The organism is Kitasatospora sp. GAS204B (genome assembly GCF_029892155.1).
In the GTDB taxonomy this organism is placed as follows: Bacteria; Actinomycetota; Actinomycetes; order Streptomycetales; family Streptomycetaceae; genus Kitasatospora.
Window position 1 is genome coordinate 96,679 of sequence record NZ_JARZAG010000009.1, and the last position, 18,696, is coordinate 115,374.

An 18,696-nucleotide genomic window follows, 5' to 3' on the forward strand; every position below is an offset into this window, starting at 1 on the left:
CCGCCCACCCTTCTGGCGGCGTTGCCAAGCTGGGCAGTATGGCCAATACTTGCTAGATTGCGCAACTGTGCAACCGGTCACCCGACCGAGCCGTCCTATCGAGCAGCCAGCCCGGCTCCCGGCGACCCGGAGAACGCCTGATGACCGAACCCGAGGACCGCCTCGGCAGACAGCGCGCCCGCTCCGCCCCAGGCGGTCGGCGGGTGCGGGAGCACCTCAGCTTAGGCCCGGGCCGCTCCGCGCCGCGCTCGCGCCGCCGCCGTGTCGCGCGGATCGCCGGACTGACCGCCGCCTCGCTGGTGCTGACCACGGCCGGCGCCGGCTTTCTCTTCTACGAGCACCTCAACGGCAACCTCAGCATCTTCGACAGCAGCGGGATCTCCGCCAGCCGCCCACCGGCCGGACCGGGCGACGGTTCGGGGTCGACGCCGGTCAACGTCCTGCTGCTGGGCTCGGACAGCCGGGCGGCAGGCAACGAGGACCTGGCCGGCGGCGACATCGGCCCGGGCAACTCGGACACCGCGATCCTGCTGCACGTCTACGCCGACCACCGGCACGCCGTCGGGGTCTCGATCCCGCGCGACGCGCTGGTGGACATCCCGCCCTGCCTGCTGCCCAGCGGCAGGTGGACCGTCGAGCAGCACGGCGAGATGTTCAACTCCGCCTTCGCCATCGGCGGTTACCCGGGCGGCAACCCGGCCTGCGCACAGAACACCGTGGAGGCGCTGACCGGCCTGCGGGTCGACCACACCATCGTGGTGGACTTCAAGGGCTTCGCCGCCATCACCACGGCGATCGGCGGCGTCCCGGTCTGCGTGCCGAACGACGTGGACGGGTTCGGCATCCGGCTCCGGAAGGGGCGTCAGACCGTCGCCGGGGCACAGGCGTTGGCCTTCGTGCGGGCGCGGCACGGGATCGGGGACGGTTCGGACATCGGCCGGATGAAGCGTCAGCAGGCCTTCCTCTCCGCGCTGATCCAGAAGGTGCAGAGCCAGGGGTTCAACCTGACCACGCTGCTCCCGCTGGCCGACGCGGCGACCAGGGCGCTCACCGTGGACGCCGGCCTGGGCACCGCGATGAAGCTGGCCTCGTTCGCCCAGTCGCTGCACACCATCACGTTGCGCGACATCAACTTCGTGACCGTGCCGTGGCAGTACGCCGGCGACCGGGTCTCCCTGGTCCACCCCGACGCGGATACGCTGTGGACGCTGCTGCGCCAGGACCGCACACTGGATGGCCGGAGCACCCGTCAGGTCGCCACCCCCAGCGCCGTGAGCCCGGTCCGGCCCGCCGATCCGACGGTGCCGATCACGGTGCAGAACGGCACCGCCACCGTGGGCCTGGCCGTCCGGGCCGCCCACGACCTGCTGGCGAAGGGATACCAGGACGTCACGGCGGGGTTGGGCGGGATCGACCACGCCGTCACCAGCATCGGCTACCCGCCGGGCAGGCAGGCCGATGCCGAACAACTCGCCCGGTACTTCCCCGGCGCCGACGTCCGCGCCGACACCGAGAGCACCGCACTGACCCTCACGCTCGGCACCGACTACGCCACCGCCGTCGCCTCGGCCGAACCGACGGGGACGGCGACGGCGAGCGCGACCGGCGCACCAACGGCCGACGCACCGTCGCACGGCCCGTCACCCGGCCCCTCGCCCGGCGCGGTGCCGAGCGGGATCGCCCAGAACACCCGCCCTGCCGACGCCGACATCTGCGCCGGCCTCACCTACGGCTGACCTGTCCGACCTGCGAGAGGAACGACGCTGACGATGTACCGGGGGGACCGAGGGGACCGAGCGTCCACCAACACCGACGCGCTGCGGCTGGCCGCGGCCGTCGCCGAGATCGAGGGCCTGCACGCCGCGCTGATCCACAGCACCGACCCCGCCCGGCGGCGTCGACTGCTCTCCGAACTGGCCCGGGCCGGCGCCCGGTTGGCCGATCTGGCCGCCACCCCGCCGGGCCGGATCCCGGCGCAGGCCCGGTTCAACTCCCGGCGCCAGCGTCGCCGGGCCGCCCTGCTGCGCGGCGCCCACTGGCTCACCGAACGGCTGAGCTGAGGCCGCTGTGGGTGGGCAGTGGCGGTGGCGGTACGCCTGCGCCGCGACGCCTCCGGTTGTCCCCGGCTGTCCCCGGAGCGGGTGAATCTCGGCGTGGCACGCGGCCACAGGCCGGCTGACTGCTCTAGGATCTGCGGCAGAGACCGGGGTGTTCTCGCAGGTCAGAGCCAGGATTACTCTGATGATCCGGCAGGATCTTGAGTAGGGCGGGTGGGACTCGAACCCACGACCCAGGGATTATGAGTCCCCTGCTCTAACCGGCTGAGCTACCGCCCCGACTCCGCGTCGGCACCACCACCACAGTGGTGGTCCATCGCAGCACAGACGGCCCCGCAGGGCCGCCTCGGGCAGCATATCCGGTCGATCAGCCGTGGTGCGCGCCGGGTGCGCACCACGAGTGCGCTCCCGGGCCCGGTCCTGCCGTCCGTGAACCGCCGGGGCCCGTAGGCTGCCAGGTGTCAGGCCGCTGCCGCCCGGGTGAAGTCGGGGCGGCGATCGGGCGGCCCGCAGGCTGCGGAGGGAGTCGCATGACGGCGCGTAGGGTGGCGCTCGGTCTGGCGGCCGCGCTGGTGGTCCCGATCACGGCGAGCGGCTGCGGTTCCTCCGGCGGGCCGTCGAGCAGCGCGCTCTTCCTCACCCCCTCGCCCGGTGCGACGAGCACCGCCGGTGCGAGCGGCTCGGGATGGAACCGGCACCGCTTCCTGGGCGCCTTCGACCGGCACAAGGGCACGACCAGGACCGCCGCCCCCACCGCGCTCAACGGGCTGGTCGGCGCGGTCTTCACCAACGACGCCTCGGGCGACCACTTCTGCACCGCCAGCGTGGTGGACAGCGCCGGCCAGAACCTGATCATCACCGCCGCGCACTGCGTCTACGACCCGGGCGTCGGGCAGCGGGCCGACCTGGTCTTCGTCCCCGGCTACCGCGGCGGGGACGCCCCCAGCGGGGTCTGGCCGCTGGCCGCGATCACCGTGGACCAGAGCTGGGCGCAGAGCGGCAACCCCGACCTGGACGTGGCCTTCGCGGTCGTCCAGCCGCAGGGCGGCAAGCAGGTGCAGCAGGTGCTCGGCGCCAACAAGCTGGGCATCGGCAAGGGCTACCAGCTGCGGGTGAAGCTGACCGGCTATCCGAGCAGCGCGGACGTGCCGATCACCTGCGTGAACACCACCACCCAGCAGAGCCCGACCCAGCTGCGGATCGCCTGCCCCGACTACACCGGCGGCACCAGCGGCAGCCCGTGGGTGACCGACCTCGACCCGATCACCCGGACCGGGACGGTGGTCGGCGTGATCGGCGGCTACCAGCAGGGCGGCGACACCCCGGACGTCTCGTACAGCAGCTACTTCGGCGCCGCCGTGCAGGCCCTGTACGACCGCGCCACCGGCTGAGCAGCCCGGCTCACCCCGGATTCAGCCTGGCGTCGGGCGGCTCTGGCCTGGTAGATCTTGGGGCCGACGTCCGGTGCGACCCCGCCCGGAGCTGACCTGGAGGTACACCGGATGGCCGGGCCGCAGCGGCTGCGAGGCGCGCTGGCGCTCGGCACGGCCATGGCGGGTTTGCTGGCCGCCGCGGGCTGTGCCTCGTCGCAGGGGTCCGAGCACCCGGCGCCAGGGCTGAGCGCCGCCATCGCCCCGCCGGACAGCCACTCCGCCCGGGTCGGCGTGCTGCTGTTCGACCAGGGCGCCAGCCGCTCCTGCACCGCCAGCGTGGTGGACAGCCCCGGACGCGACCTGCTGGTCACCGCCGCGCACTGCGTCACCGCCACTGACGGCTCGCCGGTCACCGGTCTGAGCTTCGCCCCCGGCTACCGCGACGGCGCCGCCCCGCTCGGCAGTTGGACGGTGGACCGGGTGGTGGTCGACCACCGCTGGAGCGCCAACGCCGACCCCGAGTACGACGTGGCCTTCCTCACCGTCGACCCGGCCGGCGGCCGGCAGATCGAGGACGTGGTGGGCGGCAACCCGCTCGGGGTGAACCGCGGCTTCGGGCTGGCGGTGACCGTCACGGGCTACCCGAACGACCACGAGGAGCCGATCACCTGCACCACCCGGACCACCGCGCGCAGCGCCACCCAGGAGCGGTTCGACTGCGGCGGCTTCTCGGACGGGACCAGCGGCAGCCCCTGGCTCACCGAGGACGACACGGTGGTCGGCGTGATCGGCGGCTACCAGCAGGGCGGCGACACCCCGGACGTCTCCTACAGCGTGACCTTCGACAACCGGGTCGCCGCGCTCTACCAGCAGGCCACCGGGCAGTAGGCCCGGTCCGCCCGAGCCCCCGGGGCGGGCCGGTCGGCGGGCGGCGCCGGGAACGACGAACGCCCCCCGGCGGACCGGAGGGCGTCGAAGCCTGCTCCCCCAATTGGACTCGAACCAATAACCTGCCGATTAACAGTCGGCTGCTCTGCCAATTGAGCTATGGGGGATCACTGTGCCAGGCATCGTGTGCCGGTTGGTCCCGGCCCACTCACCTGCGCTCCCGCAATTGGACTCGAACCAATAACCTGCCGATTAACAGTCGGCTGCTCTGCCAATTGAGCTATGCGGGATTGAGTTGTCGCGGCGCACCCTGTCAGGTGCTCGCTGCGGGACATACATTAGCGCATCCAGGGGGGTGGTCCGCCAATCGCTTTCCCGGGCGGGCAACGCCGCGCCCCGCCCCGCTCGGCGCGCCCGACGCGCCGGGCGTGCTCCGGCCGGGGATGCTGAGGGATGCGCCGGGCGGTTCGCCGCGCGGCTGGACGGGTAGGGCATCGCGGCAAGCGCCGCATGAAGAGGGTGGAGGCCGAAGATGTGGAAGCTGTCGTTCGTCGCGGGGGCCGCGGCCGGCTACGTCCTGGGAGCCCGGGCCGGCCGGCAGCGTTACGAGCAGATCGCCGCCGGCGCGCGCAAGGTCGCCGAGCACCCGGTGGTGCGCGACGCCACCCAGCGGGCGAAGGACTCGGCCGGCTCGGCGGCGGGCCGGGCGGTGGACGCGGTCACCGGGAAGGTGGGCGAGAAGCTGCCGCACGCGCTCTCCGACCGGGTCCCGTACCTGAGCCGCAAGCGGAGCGAGGACGACAGTTGGGGGACGGTGCGCCCGTAGTTCCGGTCCACCCGCCGGCCCGCGCCGGCGCCGACGCTCACGCCGACCGGGCCGATCCGAGCCGGGCCGATCACTGGCAGGCCGGTCACTGGTGGGCACCGAAAGATACCGGTGGGTAACAGCGGTACCGAGTGGGCAACACTTGCCGCGCGCGACCGGGCGAGCGGCCCGGCCTGCGGCATGATCTCTCCCATGGCCATCGTCGCGGGCATCGACAGCTCTACCCTTCGCACCCGGATCGTCGCGTGTGACGCGGACACCGGGGCCGTGCTGCGCTCGGGCAAGGCACCGCATCCGGCCTCCGAGGCCTCGCAGAGCCGCGCCACCGAGGCGGACCCGCAGTCCTGGCTGCACTCGCTGGGCGAGGCGGCCACCGGCGGTCTGCTCGAAGGCGTGCGGGCCATCGGGGTCGCCGCCCAGCAGCACAGCATGATCGGGCTGGACGCGGGCGGGGTGCTGGTCCGCCCGGCGATGCTCTGGACCGACCCGCGCTCCTCGGGCGCCGCGGCCGCGCTGGTGGACGCCCTCGGCGGCCCGGCCGCCTGGACCGAGGCGATCGGCGCGGTGCCCGCCGCCACCTACACCATCGCCAAGCTGCGCTGGCTGGCCGAGTTCGAGCCGGCCAACGCCCGCCGGATCGCCGAGGTGCTGCTGCCGCACGACTGGCTGGTCTGGCAGCTGCTCGGCCACCCGCAGCGGCGCACCACCGACCGCGGCGACGCCTCGGGCACCGGCTACTGGTCGCCGATCACCGGCGAGTACCGGCAGGACCTGGTCAAGCTGGCGCTCGGGCACGAACTGCTGCGGCTGCCCGAGGTGCTCGGCCCGAACGAGCCCGCCGGACACACTCCCGAGGGCCTGCTGATCTCGGCCGGCACCGGCGACAACATGGCCGCCGCGCTGGGGCTGGGCCTGGTGCCGGGCGACGCGGTGGTCTCGCTCGGCTCCTTCGGGACCATCTTCGCGGTGCACGACCAGCCGGTGGTGGACCCGACCGGCATCGTCTCCTCCTTCGCCGACGCCACCGGACACCACCTGCCGATGGTCGGCACGCTCAACGCGGCGCAGGTGCTGCGTTCGACGGCCAACCTGCTCGGCCGTGACCTGGAGGGCCTGAGCGAGCTGGCGCTGCGCTCCTCGCCCGGCGCCTACGGGATGGTGCTGCTGCCCTACCTGGCGGGTGAACGCACGCCCCAACTGCCGAACGCCGCCGGCACCCTGACCGGCCTTCGGGCCGAGTCGATGACGCCCGAACACCTGGCCCGCGCGGCCGTGGAGGGCATGCTCTGCAACATCGCGGACGCGCTGGACGCGCTGCGCGCCCGCGGTGTGCAGGTGAATCGGGTGGTGCTGCTCGGCACGGTCGGCCGGCTCGCGGCGGTGCGCGAGATCGCCCCGCTGATCTTCGGGATCCCCGTCCTGATCCCACCGCCCGGCGACCACGCGGCCCGCGGTGCGGCCCGGCAGGCCGCCTGGGCACTGGCCGGCACGCCCGAGCCGCCGCAGTGGCGGCTGCCCGAGGTGCAGACCATCGAACCCGACCCGGATCAGCCGTTCGGCGCCGCGATTCGCCGACAGTACGGCGTGGTCCGTGACCAGACGCATCCGGAGATCGCCGAGATGGCCTAGCGTGGAAGCCCTGGCTTCTCGTCGAAGGGTTCTGAGGCATGGCGCTGCACCACGGCACGAGCGCGGATCACCGACTGACCGTCAACGCCCTGCTGGGTGAGGCCGATCCGCTCGGGGCGATGCGCATGGCCCCGCCCAAGCACCGGCTGCACCACGCGCCGCTGGCGCCGCGGATCGCCTACCAGCTGATCCACGACGAGCTGATGCTGGACGGCAACGCCAAGCTCAATCTGGCCACCTTCGTGACCACCCAGATGGAGCCCGAGGCGGACCGGTTGATGCTCGAGTGCGCCGACAAGAACATGATCGACAAGGACGAGTACCCGCAGACCGCCGAGCTGGAGCGGCGCTGCGTGGCGATCCTGTCCGACCTGTGGCACGCGCCGGATCCGAACGAGGCGGTGGGCTGCTCCACCACCGGCTCCAGCGAGGCCTGCATGCTGGCCGGCCTGGCGCTCAAGCGCCGCTGGATGCGCCGCAACCAGGCACGCTACGACGCCGGGGCCCGGCCCAACATCGTGATGGGCGCCAACGTCCAGGTCTGCTGGGAGAAGTTCGCCAACTTCTGGGAGGTGGAGTGCCGGCTCGCGCCGATGGAGGGTGAGCGGTACCACCTGGACGCCGAATCCGCGCTGGCGCTCTGCGACGAGAACACCATCGGCGTGGTGGCCGTGCTGGGCTCCACCTTCGACGGCTCCTACGAGCCGGTCGCCGAGATCTGCGCGGCGCTGGACGACCTGCAGCAGCGCACCGGCCTGGACATCCCGGTGCACGTGGACGGCGCCTCGGGCGCGATGGTGGCGCCGTTCCTCGATCCCGAGCTGGTCTGGGACTTCCGGCTGCCCCGGGTCGCCTCGATCAACACCTCGGGCCACAAGTACGGCCTGGTCTACCCCGGCGTCGGCTGGGCGCTGTGGCGGGACCAGGACGCGCTGCCGCAGGAGCTGGTCTTCAAGGTCAACTACCTGGGCGGTGACATGCCGACCTTCGCGCTCAACTTCTCCCGCCCCGGCGCCGAGGTGGTCGCGCAGTACTACACCTTCCTGCGGCTGGGCCGCGAGGGCTACCGCGCGGTGCAGCAGTCCTGCCGCACCGTGGCCCGCCACCTGGCCGCCGGGATCGAGAAGTTGGGCGCGTTCCGGCTGATCACCCGGGGTGACCAGCTGCCGGTCTTCGCCTTCACGGTGGCCGACCACGTGACCGCCTTCGACGTCTTCGACGTCTCCCGGCGGCTGCGCGAGCGCGGCTGGCAGGTGCCCGCCTACACCTTCCCGGACAACCGCACCGATCTGTCGGTGCTGCGGGTGGTCTGCCGCAACGGTTTCACCACCGACCTGGCAGACCTGCTGCTCTCCGACCTGACTCACCTGCTGCCCGAACTGCAGGGCCAGCCGGGGCCGTTGCAGGACCGCGGGGTCGAGCCGAAGAGCGCCTTCCACCACTGACGCACCGTCAGCTCCGCCAGTCTGCCGGTCAGTCGAGGTAGCCGCGCAGCTGGTCGGCGAAGGCGTGGTCGCGCAGCTTGGCCAGGGTCTTGGACTCGATCTGGCGGATCCGCTCCCGGGTCACCCCGAAGAGCGAGCCGATCTCCTCCAGGGTGCGCGGCCGCCCGTCGGCGAGCCCGTAGCGCAGTTCGACCACCTTGCGCTCGCGCTCGCCGAGGGTGGCCAGCACCGCCTCCAGGTGCTCGCGCAGCAGCAGGAAGGCGGCGCTCTCGACCGGCGAGGCGGCGTCGGCGTCCTCGATCAGGTCGCCGAGCGCCACGTCCTCCTCCGCGCCGATCGGGGTGTGCAGCGAGACCGGCTCCTGGGCCAGCCGCAACACCTCGCGCACCCGGGTCTCGGTCAGCTCCAGGACCAGCCCGACCTCGGCCGCGGTGGGTTCGCTGCCGCGCTCCTGGAGCAGTCGGCGCTGTACCCGCAGCACCCGGTTGATCAGCTCCACCACGTGCACCGGCACCCGGATGGTGCGGGCCTGGTCGGCCAGGGCCCGGCTCATCGCCTGCCGGATCCACCAGGTCGCGTAGGTGGAGAACTTGTAGCCGCGGGTGTAGTCGAACTTCTCGACCGCCCGGATCAGGCCGAGGTTGCCCTCCTGGACCAGGTCGAGCATGGTCAGCCCGCGGCCGACGAAGCGCTTGGCGACCGAGACCACCAGGCGCAGGTTGGCCTCGATCAGCCGGCGCTTGGCGATCCGGCCGAGCACCACCAGCTGGTCGAGATCGTCCGCCAGCCGGTCCTCCGGCAGGCCGTGCTCGCTCAGGTACTGCTCGGCGAAGAGGCCCGCCTCGACCTGCCGGGCCAGCTCCACCTCCTCGGCGGCGGTGAGCAGCCGGATCCGCCCGATCTCGCGCAGGTACTGGCGGAACAGGTCGGCGGCCGGTCCGCTCGGCTCGTCCAGCAGGACCAGCGGGGCCGCGGCGTCGAGTTCCTCGGGCGCGGGGCCGACCGCTTCGGGGTCGACTGCCCCGGGGTCGTCCAGCTCGAGCTCGGCAGGCTCCGGCACCGCGGCGGGCGGTGCGTCCTCGGGCGCTCTGACGATCTCCAAAGGGGCCCACCTCCACGGGCGCGCACGCCCGAACACCGAGGGACTGAGACCCTTTCAGTGTGGGGTACGCCACACCTGGGCGCTACAGCCCGGCAGTGCCGCGGGTCTTCAGGTTGTCGTCGTACTGCTGCAGCGCCCACAGCTCCTGCTGCACCGGGGCCAACTGCTCGGCCGTGGCCCGGTTTCCGAGGCGCTGGAGCTGGGCACGGACCTCGTCGACCCGGCGCTTGACGGCGGCCCGGCGCAGGTTGACCAGGAAGTCCCCCGCGTAGATGGCGTCCGGCTTGCGCCGGGTGCGGATCGGCTCGACCGTCAACTCGGTGACCAGCAAGCGGACCTGCTCGTTCTCGGCGGCCTCCTGGACCAGGTCGATGAAGTTCGGCACGGCGGCGCCGTAGCCGGTGCCGCCGGCCTTGCCGATGGCCCGGCGGACCGCCGCGTACGGCGGGGTCGGGAACTCGTCCTCGCCGTACTGGTCGAACGCGGGGCTGACCAACTCCGGATTTTGCAGCGCCAGTTTGAGCAGTTCACGCTCGACGATCAGGGATCGGTCGTTCGGATCGAGCCGGAACGCGGGGCGGGCGACCGGCGCCTGCTGCTGCGGCTCGATCCGGCGCGGCTGCGCCGAGCGGCCCTGCTGCGGGGAGTCGCGCTGCCAGCGGGCGATCTGGCCGACCCGGCGGACCACGAACTGCTCGTCCAGGATGCCGAGCAGGCCCGCGAGTTGGACGGCGTACTCGTGCCGGATCGACGGGTCCTTGATCTTGGCGACGATCGGCGCCGCCTCCTCCAGCGCGGCGGCCCGGCCCTCGGCCGCGTCCACTCGATGCCGGGCGACGGTGCTGCGCAGCGCGAACTCGAAGAGCGGCACCGGGTTGGAGATCAGCTCGCGCACCGCGTCATCGCCCTGGGCCAGGCGCAGTTCGCAGGGGTCCATGCCGCCGGGGGTGATCGCGATCGAGGTGCGGGCGGCGAACTTCTGGTCGTCCTCGAAGGCGCGCAGTGCGGCCTTCTGGCCGGCCGTGTCGCCGTCGAAGGTGAAGACGGTCTCGCCCCGGTAGGAGGAGGTGTCCATCAGCAGCCGACGAATGATCTTGATGTGGTCCTCGGCGAAGGCGGTGCCGCAGGTGGCCACCGCCGTGGTGACACCGGCCAAGTGACAGGCCATCACATCCGTGTAGCCCTCGACCACCACCGCGCGCCCGGTCTTGGCGATCTCCTTCTTGGCGAGGTCGATGCCGTAGAGCACGTGCGACTTCTTGTAGATCGGCGTCTCGGGCGTGTTGAGGTACTTGGGCCCGTTGTCGTCCTCGCGCAGCCGGCGCGCGCCGAAGCCGACCACCTCGCCGGCCGCGTCCCGGATCGGCCAGACCAGCCGGCCGCGGAAGCGGTCGATCAACCCACCGCGCTGGCCCTGCGAGGCCAGGCCGCCCTGGAGGATCTCCTTGTCGGTGAAGCCCTTGCCGCGCAGGTAGCGGACCAGGTGCTCCCAGCCGGCCGGCGCGTAGCCGACGCCGAAGTGGGCGGCGGCCTCGGCGTCGAACCCGCGCTCGGCGAGGAAGGCGCGGCCGATCTCGCCCTCGGGCGTCTCCAGCTGCTCCCGGTACCAGGCGGCGGCCACCTTGTGCGCCTCGACCAGCCGGGTCCGCTCGCCCTGCTGCCCGCGCGAGGAGTAGCCGCCCTCCTCGTAGCGGAGCGTGATGTTGGCCTGGGCGGCCATCCGCTCCACGGCCTCGGCGAAGGAGAAGTGCTCGATCTTCATCAGGAAGGAGATCGTGTCGCCGCTCTCCTGGCAGCCGAAGCAGTGGAAGACGCCCTTGCTCGGACTGACGTAGAAGGAGGCGGACTTCTCGTCGTGGAACGGGCAGACGCCCTTCAGCTGACCGCCGCCCCCGTTGGTCAGCTGTACATAATCGCCGACGACCACGTCGATGGGCAGCGCGCTGCGCACCGCCTGCACATCTTCATCCCTGATCCGTCCCGCCACCCCGGAAGTCTACGGCTTCGACCCGGAAACCAACCGGCCGTGCCAGGCCAGCGCCGAGGCGTCGGTCAGGGTGGCGATCTGGTCGATCACCGCCCGCAGTGCCGCGCGGTCGTCAGTGGCCTCGGCGTACTGGGCGGCGAAGACCGGGTCCAGCTCGGCCGGGTCGCCGGCCGCCAGCAGCTCGGCCAGCTCCGCGATCACGATCCGTTGCCGGGCTCGCAGCTGGGCCTGCTCGTCGCGCTGCATCACATAGCGGACCGCGACCGCCTTGAGCACCGCGCACTCCAGCCGGACCTCGGTGGGGACCACCAGCTCGGCGGCGTACCGGGTCAGCGGCCCTGGGCCGTAGCGGGCCCGGGTGGCCTGCTCGGCGGCCAGGCAGAACCGGCCGATCAGCTGGCTGGTGAGGTCCTTGAGGCCGGCCCGGTCGCGTGGCGAGCCGTCGTAGCCGCCGGGCCACCACTCCTGGGCCTGCAGCCGGTCCAGGGCCGCGCCGAACTCCTCGGGCTCGGCCAGCGGTGCGTACCGTTCGGCGACCTTGAACAGCTCGGCCCGCTCGCTCGGGCTACGCAGCGCGGCCGGGTGGATGTGCCCCGCGTACAGGCCGTCCTCGACGTCGTGGGTGGAGTAGGCGACGTCGTCGGACCAGTCCATCACGGTGGCCTCGAAGCACTTGCGGCCCTGCGGGGTGCCCTGCCGGAGCCAGCGGAAGACCGGCAGGTCGTCGCCGTAGACGCCGAACTTGGCGGACTTCGGTTCGCTGGGGTGGCCGCCGCGCGCCCAGGGGTACTTGGTGGCGGCGTCCAGCGCGGCCCGGGTCAGGTTGAGGCCCACGCTGCGCCCCGGCCACGGGGCCAGCCGGGCGGGCGCCTCGTCCGACGGGGCGAAGCGCTTGGGCTCCAGCCTGGTCAGGATGCGCAGCGACTGGGCGTTGCCCTCGAAGCCGCCGCAGGCCTCGGCGGCCTGGTCCAACGCCTGCTCGCCGGTGTGGCCGAACGGCGGGTGGCCGATGTCGTGGGCCAGGCAGGCGGTCTCCACCAGATCCGGGTCGCAACCCAGCGCGGCACCCAACTCCCGCCCCACCTGGGCGCATTCGAGCGAGTGGGTGAGCCGGGTGCGGGGGAAGTCGCTGCGCATGGGGGCGACCACCTGGGTGGTGCCGGCCAGCCGGCGCAGTGCGGCGGAGTGCAGCACGCGGGCGCGGTCGCGCTGGAAGGCGGTGCGCCCCGGCCGCTTGTCGGGCTCGGGCACCCAGCGGGTCTGGGCGGCCTCGTCGTAGCAGGGCATGTCGTAGCGGGGCACGTCGTATTGGGGGACGTCGTATTGGGGCACATCGTATCGATCGTCGCTCATATAGCAGTCACCGTACGCCGCCGCCATGACGGTTCGGGCGCAGCGCGCATGGCGATGTTGCAGAGAATTCTCTGCAGAGTTCCCTATGCAGAGAGTCCTCTGCACGTTAGAGTCCTCCGCATGAGCAACGAGCACCCTCCCTCCTCCCGGACCGTCGATCCGCGCAGCCTGCGGGCGCTGGCCCACCCGCTGCGGATGCGGATCCTGGACCTGCTCGGCGACCACGGCCCGAGCACCTCGGCTCGGCTCGCCGAGCAACTCGGCGAGAACACCGGGACGGTCAGCTGGCACCTGCGCCACCTCGCCGAGCACGGCTACATCGAGGAGGAGGAGGGGCGCGGCACCAAGCGCGAGCGCTGGTGGCGGCGCAAGGACCGCACCCTGGTGCTCAACACCGGCGAGCTGCAGGAGGACCTGCAGACCCGCGAGGCGATGGACGTCTACCGCCGGCACTACCTGGAGCGGACCTTCCAGCGGGCCGCCCGGGCGCTCGCCGTGCGCCCCACCGGCGACTGGGTCGGCGCCGGGAACATGTCCGACTGGGGCGACGTGCGGATGACGCCGGATCAGCTCCGGGCGCTCGGCGCCGAGCTGATGGCGGTGATCCAGCGGCACGTCCCCGATCCCGAGGCGCCGGTGCCCGCCGAGGCGCAGCCCGTCCTGATCCAGCTCCAGGTCCTGCCCGTACTGCCGCTGCCCGCCGAGGAGTCCGAGTGAAGCTTTCGACCGCCCCCGCTGCCCCGTCCACCGCCCAGGCCGAGCCGCGCCGCAGCCTGCTGCGCCGCCACCGCGACTTCCGGCTGCTCTTCGTCGGCGAGGTGGCCGGCAAGTACGGCGCCTCGGTGACCGGCCTCGCGTTACCGCTGATCGCCGTCACCCGCCTGCACGCCGGCGCCTTCCTGGTCAGCACGCTGCCCGCCGCCACCTGGCTCCCCTGGCTGCTGATCGGCCTGCCGGTCGGCGCCTGGGTGGACCGGATGAGCCGCCGGGCCGTGATGCTGGCCTCCGCCGCCGCCTCGCTGCTGCTCTACCTGACCATCCCGATCACCGCCGCACTCGGCCTGTTGAGCTACCTCCAACTGCTGGTCGTGGCACTCCTCGCGGGCACCAGCACCGTCTTCTTCCAGACCGCCTACACCGCCTACCTGCCCAGTCTGGTGACCGAACCCGACCGCGCCGAGGGAAACGCCAAGCTGCAGGGCAGCGCCTCGGCCGCCCAGATCGTCGGCCTGGGCTCGGGCGGCACCCTCGCGCAGCTCTTCGGCGCGGTCGACAGCCTGCTGGCGAACACCCTGACCTTCGCGGTCTCGCTGCTCTGCACCGCCTCGATCAAGCAGCGCGAGCAGTTGCCCCCGGCGGTCGAGCGCGAGCGGCGGACCCTGCTCGCCGAGGTCGGCGAGGGCCTGCGGATCGTCGTCCGGGACCGCTGGCTGCGCAGCTTCCTGCTCTACGGCGCCACCGCCAACCTGGCGCTGACCGCCTACCAGTCGATCCAGGTGGTCTTCCTGCTGAACCGCGCCCACCTGCCGGCGAGCGCGCTCGGCACCCTGATCGGCGCCGCGAGCGTCGGCGGCGTGCTGGGCGCCCTGGTGGCCCGCCGGGTCGGCGCGGCGATCGGCACGGCCCGCGCGATGCTGCTCTTCCTGCTCGGGCTGCCCTCGCTGGTCCTGCTCATCCCGCTGACCGGCAACGGCGCCGGCGTGCTCTGCTACCTGGTCGGCGGGGCCGCCGTGTCGGGCGGCGTGGTGGCGGGCAACGTGCTGCGCGCCACCTTCACCCAGGGCTACGTCCCCGCCGAACTGCTCGGTCGGATCAGCGTCAGCAGCGCGTTCCTCAACTACAGCCTGATCCCGCTCGGCGCCCTGCTCGGCGGTGCTCTGGCCGGCGGACTCGGTGTCCTGCCCGCGATGTGGCTGACCTGCGCGGCGCTGCCGCTGGCGGCGCTGATCCTCTGGTTCTCGCCGCTGCGCCGCTACCGCGACCTGCCCACCGGGTCCGTCGCGCGGGCCGCGGCCTCCTGAACCACCGGCCCTGGCGGCCCTCGACCGGCTGCGCGGGGGCACCCGAACTCCCGCTCTGGGCCCGCCCCTCGCGCTGGACGGGCTGGACCGGTGCCGGGGCACCGGACTCGGCGAACGCCTGCGATCCGGGCGCCGGAGCGCGATGATTCGCAGTGTCGCAACCATCCCTGGACCGACCGAGGGGGCCTGATGTCCGACCTGCACGAAGCACAACAGCTCGTCGAAACCCTGGCCTTGACCGGCGCCACCACCGTGGCGGCCGCGATGGGCACCGACGCCTGGCAGGCCACCCGGGGCTGGACGGCCAGGCTGTTCCACCGGCGCGGCCACGACCTCGGCGAGGTCGAGCGCCAACTGGACAACGACGCGGCCCTGGTGACGGGCGGGGAGGCCGACGCGGCCCGCTCGGAGCTGGTCGCGCCCTGGCGGCGCCGGCTGCTGGCCCTGCTGCGCGAGGACCCGCAGGCTGTCGAGGACCTCCAGGAGCTGATCGACCTGGTCCGCGACCGCCTGCCGGCCGCCGCCCCCGGCATGACGCAGAACGTCACGGCCTCCGGCCACGCGATCGTCAACGTGGTGCAGGGCGGCGATCAGCACAACCGGTTCATGGATACCCCGCGCCGGGCGGAGGGCGGGGCCACCGCGTGAGCCAGGGCCCGGCGCCGCAGGGCATCGTCTTCACCCAGAACATCACCGCCTCGGGCGGTCGGGTGAACGCGGTCCAGCACGGCGACCAGTACAACTACATCTACCGTGCCGAGCCGCCCTACCGGGTCGAGCCGTTCCCGCTCGGGCGCCCGACCGCTCCCGAGCCCGGCCTGGCACGGGTCCCCAGCCGGCTGCTGACGGCCCGGCACCAGGTCGTCCCGTTCTTCCCGCGACCGGAGCTGGAGCTGCTGGCCGCCTGGCGCGACGACCCGTCGCCGGGCCTGACGGTGCGTCTGCTGCACGCCGAGGGCGGGCGGGGCAAGACCCGGCTGGCCGCCGAGTTCGCCGCGTGCTCGGTGCGGGCCGGATGGACGGTGGCGCAGGCGCGGCACCGCAGCGAGGTGGCCTCGGCCGGCGGCGGGGACCAGAGTCTGACGGTGCGTCATCCCGGCCTGGTGCTGGTGGTCGACTACGCGGAGCGCTGGCCGCTGGCGGACCTGCTCACCCTGGTGCGCCAGCACCGGGAGGCGGCCCGCGACCGGCTGCGGGTCCTGCTGCTGTCCCGCCCGGCGGGCGACTGGTGGCAGGGCCTGGCCCACCAGTTGGCCAAGCTCGACATCTTCGACGCCGCTGCCGTCCCGCTGGCGCCGCTGCCGGACGACGCCCGGGTGCGCGGCGGGATCTACGCCTCGGCCCGGGACAGCTTCGGCGGGGCGCTCGACCTGCCGGACCCCGCCGGCCTGGGCGTGCCCGACGGACTCGACGACCCGCAGTTCGCGCTGACCCTGGCCGTGCACATGAAAGCACTGGTGGACGTGGACGCGGCGCGCCGCGGCGTGCTGCCGCCGGCCGGCCGGGACCAGGCAGCGCTCTCCTCGTACCTGCTGGACCGCGAGCACGACCACTGGCGCGCCTCGCACGACGGGACGCGCGGTCCGCTGCGCACCGGCGAGGGAGCGCTGCGCCGCGCGGTCTACCTCGCCACCCTCACCCGCCCGCTGCCGGCCGCCGAGGCGGCCGCGGCGCTCACCCGTACCGATGCGCTCCCCAGGGCTGACCCGGCGAGCGTGGCGGCGGCCGTGGCCGACCACGCCCGCTGCTACCCGCCGCAGGACCCCGGCCTGGTCTTCGAGGCCCTGTCGCCCGACCGGCTGGCCGAGGACTTCCTCGCCCTCACGCTGCCCGGCCGCGAGGAGCCGACCGGCTACCACGCGACCGACTCCTGGGCCGCGGGTGCCCCGGCGCTGCTGCTCGACCAGCCCGCCGACGGCACGCCGCCCGCCCTGACCCGGCAGGTGCTCACCATGGTGATCGAGGCCGCCCACCGCTGGCCGCACCTGCTGCACACCCAGCTGGTGCCGCTGCTGCTCGCCCGCCCCGCACTGGCGCCGGCTGCCGGGGGCGCCGCGCTGCTGCGCCTGTGCGAGCTGGACGAGTTGCCGGGCACCGTCCTGGAGCGGATCCGGCCGTGCCTGCCGCACCAGCGCCACGTCGAACTCGACCTCGCCGTCGCGGTGTTCACCAGGCGGCTGATCCAGCACCGGTTCGCCACCACTACGGTCGCCCCCGCGGAGCGGGCGGAGCTGTTGAGGATCCTCGCCGGGCGGTACGGCAACGCCGGCCTGCTCACCGAGGCCCTGGCCCCGGCGCGGGAGTCCGTCGCGCTCTACCGGGACCTCGCCGCGAGCGATCCCGGACACCTGGCGGACCTGGCGACGGCGCTCAACAGCCTGGCCGCCGCGGCGAACAGCGCGGGCCGCTACCAGGAGGCTCGGGCACCGCTGGAGGAGGCCGTCGCGCTGCACCGACAACTCGCCGGGGCCGACCCCGCCGGACAGCTGCCGGATCTCGCCAGGGCCCTGAACAACCTGGGGCTCCAGCTGCTGCGCACCGGCGGGGCCGCCGAGTCGGTGCCACCGGCGGTGGAATCGGTGGGCACCTACGAGCAGTTGGCGGCGGCCGACCCCGAACGGTACCTGCCGGAGCTGGCCACGGCACTGACCGGGCTGAGCAACAGCCTCTCCGAGTCCGGCCGTACCGAGGAGGGGCTGGCCGCCGGCGAGCGGGCCGCGGACCTCTACCGCCGGCTGTCGCAGGCCGACCCGGACCGGCACCTGCCGGACCTGGCGATGACCGTGATCAACCGCGGCCTGCGGCTGATGAACGCGCAGCGGCTCGACGAGGCGCTGCCCACCTGCGAGGAGGCGGTGGCCCTCCAGCAGCGGCTGGCCCGGGTCAACCCCGCCGCCCATCGCGCCCAACTGGCGGTGGCCTGGGACAACCTGGGCAACCTGTTCGCCCGGCTGCAGCGGCGGCCGGACGCGCTGGCGGCGACCCGGGAGGCACTGGCGATCCGCGAGGAGCTGGCCGCCGCCGACCCGTTGCTCCACCTGCCGGGCCTGGCCAAGTCGCTGACCAACCTCAGCATCCGCCTCTCCCAGCTGGACCGCAGCGACGCCGACGGCAGCCCGTTCGACGGGCTCGCGCCCGCGCAGCGGGCGGTGAGCCTGTTCCGCCCGCTGGCCCAGGGCAATCCCGCCCACCTGCCCGACTTCGCGACCGCGCTCTTCACCCTCGGCCACTGGCACGCCTGGCGCCGCGAGCACGAAGAAGCGCTGGCAGCGACCGAGGAGGAGCTGGCCGTGCGCCGACGACTGGTCGCGGCGGACCCGGCCGCGCACCGGCAACGGCTGGCCGAGGCGCTGCGGACCGCCGGTCAGCGGCTCGTCCGCGCGGGCCGGGTGGCGGCGTCCTTCCAGCCGCTGGCCGAGGAGACCGCAGTGCGCACCGCGGCCGCGGCCGCCGGGTCGAAGGCCGAATTCGCCCGGCTGCACAGCTGTGTGGCGATGTACGGCCTGCACCTGGTCGAGGCCGGGCGAGCACCGGAGGCACTGCGGGTGACCGCCCTCGCCCTCGGTGCCCTGCGCACCGCCGTCAACGACGACCCGGCCGCCCACCGGCCCGAAATCGCGCGCGGCATGGTCCTGCTCGGCCTGCGGCTCGCCCAGGACGGCCGGTTGGACCAGGCGCTCCTGATGACTCGTCAGGGCACCCAGGCACTCACCCGCTTCGCCCAGGCCGACCGGCGGGCCCACCTCGCCGACTGCGCCCACGGTTTGAAGGCGTTCGCCCTGGTGCGACTGCGAGCGGGAGTGGAACTCCCCGACGCGCTGGAGGCGAGCGGTTCCGCCCTGCGCGCTTCCCGGCTGCTGGCACCCGGGGAACTGAGCGGCGACCACCTCTTCCCCGGCCTGCCCGACTTCCCGACCGTCCACGCCGCCGCCCTGGAAGCCCTGGGCCACACCGAGCAGGCCGCCACCGTCCGCCGCGAACACGCTGCCCACTGAAACGCGCAGGGAGCGCCGGC

The 18,696-nt window shown here is 73.3% G+C and carries 14 protein-coding genes and 3 tRNA genes; 11 read left to right on the forward strand and 6 right to left on the reverse strand.

All coding sequences use genetic code 11. From position 1 onward, the window contains the following. Window positions 1-140: 140 nt before the first annotated feature. Window positions 141-1,736 carry an LCP family protein gene (locus P3T41_RS14760; protein ID WP_280690285.1) on the forward strand — a complete coding sequence of 532 codons (1,596 nt, stop codon included), beginning with the start codon at window positions 141-143 and terminating at the stop codon, window positions 1,734-1,736. A gap of 33 nt (window positions 1,737-1,769) precedes the next feature. Next, window positions 1,770-2,060, forward strand: coding sequence for a hypothetical protein (locus P3T41_RS14765; protein ID WP_280690286.1), 291 nt, complete (start codon window positions 1,770-1,772; stop codon window positions 2,058-2,060). Window positions 2,061-2,262: 202 nt separating this feature from the next. Here the strand turns inward: P3T41_RS14765 and P3T41_RS14770 are convergent. After that, a tRNA-Ile gene (locus P3T41_RS14770) sits at window positions 2,263-2,336 on the reverse strand. A gap of 251 nt (window positions 2,337-2,587) precedes the next feature. On the opposite strand from P3T41_RS14770, the gene P3T41_RS14775 reads away from it, so the two are divergent. Both P3T41_RS14775 and P3T41_RS14780 read left to right on the forward strand, forming a co-directional pair. Continuing rightward, window positions 2,588-3,448 carry a hypothetical protein gene (locus P3T41_RS14775; RefSeq protein WP_280690287.1) on the forward strand — a complete coding sequence of 287 codons (861 nt, stop codon included), beginning with the start codon at window positions 2,588-2,590 and terminating at the stop codon, window positions 3,446-3,448. Between the two features lie 111 nt (window positions 3,449-3,559). Next, window positions 3,560-4,318 carry a trypsin-like peptidase domain-containing protein gene (locus P3T41_RS14780; protein WP_280690288.1) on the forward strand — a complete coding sequence of 253 codons (759 nt, stop codon included), beginning with the start codon at window positions 3,560-3,562 and terminating at the stop codon, window positions 4,316-4,318. 94 nt (window positions 4,319-4,412) lie between these two features. Here P3T41_RS14780 and P3T41_RS14785 read toward each other — a convergent pair. Both P3T41_RS14785 and P3T41_RS14790 read right to left on the reverse strand, forming a co-directional pair. Further along, window positions 4,413-4,485: transfer RNA gene (locus tag P3T41_RS14785), tRNA-Asn, on the reverse strand. Between the two features lie 50 nt (window positions 4,486-4,535). Continuing rightward, window positions 4,536-4,608 (reverse strand) — tRNA-Asn (locus tag P3T41_RS14790). A 242-nt stretch (window positions 4,609-4,850) separates the two neighbouring features. On the opposite strand from P3T41_RS14790, the gene P3T41_RS14795 reads away from it, so the two are divergent. The 3 genes from P3T41_RS14795 to P3T41_RS14805 all read left to right on the forward strand — a co-directional run bounded on the left by P3T41_RS14795 (window position 4,851) and on the right by P3T41_RS14805 (window position 8,218). Beyond that, window positions 4,851-5,144 carry a hypothetical protein gene (locus tag P3T41_RS14795; protein WP_280690289.1) on the forward strand — a complete coding sequence of 98 codons (294 nt, stop codon included), beginning with the start codon at window positions 4,851-4,853 and terminating at the stop codon, window positions 5,142-5,144. 192 nt (window positions 5,145-5,336) lie between these two features. Then, entirely contained in the window at window positions 5,337-6,773 is a 1,437-nt protein-coding gene (locus P3T41_RS14800) for an FGGY family carbohydrate kinase (protein ID WP_280690290.1), read from the forward strand. A 38-nt stretch (window positions 6,774-6,811) separates the two neighbouring features. Continuing rightward, entirely contained in the window at window positions 6,812-8,218 is a 1,407-nt protein-coding gene (locus P3T41_RS14805) for a glutamate decarboxylase (RefSeq protein WP_280690291.1), read from the forward strand. A gap of 28 nt (window positions 8,219-8,246) precedes the next feature. Here the strand turns inward: P3T41_RS14805 and P3T41_RS14810 are convergent, their stop codons facing one another. From P3T41_RS14810 to P3T41_RS14820, 3 genes are all read right to left on the reverse strand, one after another. Beyond that, window positions 8,247-9,320, reverse strand: a complete 1,074-nt coding sequence (locus P3T41_RS14810; protein WP_280690292.1) for an RNA polymerase sigma factor — start codon at window positions 9,318-9,320, stop codon at window positions 8,247-8,249. An 82-nt stretch (window positions 9,321-9,402) separates the two neighbouring features. After that, window positions 9,403-11,307, reverse strand: coding sequence for a DNA primase (gene dnaG, locus P3T41_RS14815; RefSeq protein WP_280690293.1), 1,905 nt, complete (start codon window positions 11,305-11,307; stop codon window positions 9,403-9,405). A gap of 9 nt (window positions 11,308-11,316) precedes the next feature. Further along, a complete protein-coding gene (locus tag P3T41_RS14820) occupies window positions 11,317-12,594 on the reverse strand; it encodes a deoxyguanosinetriphosphate triphosphohydrolase (RefSeq protein WP_280690429.1) in 1,278 nt (425 codons plus the stop codon). Between the two features lie 186 nt (window positions 12,595-12,780). Here P3T41_RS14820 and P3T41_RS14825 point away from each other — a divergent pair, with 186 nt between their 5' ends. The 4 genes from P3T41_RS14825 to P3T41_RS14840 all read left to right on the forward strand — a co-directional run bounded on the left by P3T41_RS14825 (window position 12,781) and on the right by P3T41_RS14840 (window position 18,676). Further along, on the forward strand, window positions 12,781-13,377 hold the full coding sequence (locus P3T41_RS14825; protein ID WP_280690294.1) for a helix-turn-helix domain-containing protein: 597 nt from the start codon (window positions 12,781-12,783) through the stop codon (window positions 13,375-13,377). After that, entirely contained in the window at window positions 13,374-14,681 is a 1,308-nt protein-coding gene (locus P3T41_RS14830) for an MFS transporter (protein ID WP_280690295.1), read from the forward strand. Before P3T41_RS14825 ends, P3T41_RS14830 begins: the two co-directional genes overlap by 4 nt. Window positions 14,682-14,870: 189 nt before the next feature. Next, window positions 14,871-15,329: a hypothetical protein gene (locus tag P3T41_RS14835; protein ID WP_280690296.1), complete on the forward strand. Its 459-nt coding sequence runs from the start codon at window positions 14,871-14,873 to the stop codon at window positions 15,327-15,329. Continuing rightward, window positions 15,326-18,676 carry a tetratricopeptide repeat protein gene (locus tag P3T41_RS14840; protein WP_280690297.1) on the forward strand — a complete coding sequence of 1,117 codons (3,351 nt, stop codon included), beginning with the start codon at window positions 15,326-15,328 and terminating at the stop codon, window positions 18,674-18,676. The genes P3T41_RS14835 and P3T41_RS14840 overlap by 4 nt, the downstream gene beginning before the upstream one ends. The last annotated feature ends 20 nt before the right edge of the window (window positions 18,677-18,696 follow it).

What these genes read in the sequence shown, in the direction of transcription:
- P3T41_RS14760 (WP_280690285.1), top strand. Translation starts at nt 141, where the DNA reads ATGACCGAACCCGAGGACCGCCTCGGCAGACAGCGCGCCCGCTCCGCC.
- P3T41_RS14765 (WP_280690286.1), top strand. Translation starts at nt 1,770, where the DNA reads ATGTACCGGGGGGACCGAGGGGACCGAGCGTCCACCAACACCGACGCG.
- P3T41_RS14775 (WP_280690287.1), top strand. Translation starts at nt 2,588, where the DNA reads ATGACGGCGCGTAGGGTGGCGCTCGGTCTGGCGGCCGCGCTGGTGGTC.
- P3T41_RS14780 (WP_280690288.1), top strand. Translation starts at nt 3,560, where the DNA reads ATGGCCGGGCCGCAGCGGCTGCGAGGCGCGCTGGCGCTCGGCACGGCC.
- P3T41_RS14795 (WP_280690289.1), top strand. Translation starts at nt 4,851, where the DNA reads ATGTGGAAGCTGTCGTTCGTCGCGGGGGCCGCGGCCGGCTACGTCCTG.
- P3T41_RS14800 (WP_280690290.1), top strand. Translation starts at nt 5,337, where the DNA reads ATGGCCATCGTCGCGGGCATCGACAGCTCTACCCTTCGCACCCGGATC.
- P3T41_RS14805 (WP_280690291.1), top strand. Translation starts at nt 6,812, where the DNA reads ATGGCGCTGCACCACGGCACGAGCGCGGATCACCGACTGACCGTCAAC.
- P3T41_RS14820 (WP_280690429.1), bottom strand. Translation starts at nt 12,594, where the DNA reads ATGCCCTGCTACGACGAGGCCGCCCAGACCCGCTGGGTGCCCGAGCCC.
- P3T41_RS14825 (WP_280690294.1), top strand. Translation starts at nt 12,781, where the DNA reads ATGAGCAACGAGCACCCTCCCTCCTCCCGGACCGTCGATCCGCGCAGC.
- P3T41_RS14835 (WP_280690296.1), top strand. Translation starts at nt 14,871, where the DNA reads ATGTCCGACCTGCACGAAGCACAACAGCTCGTCGAAACCCTGGCCTTG.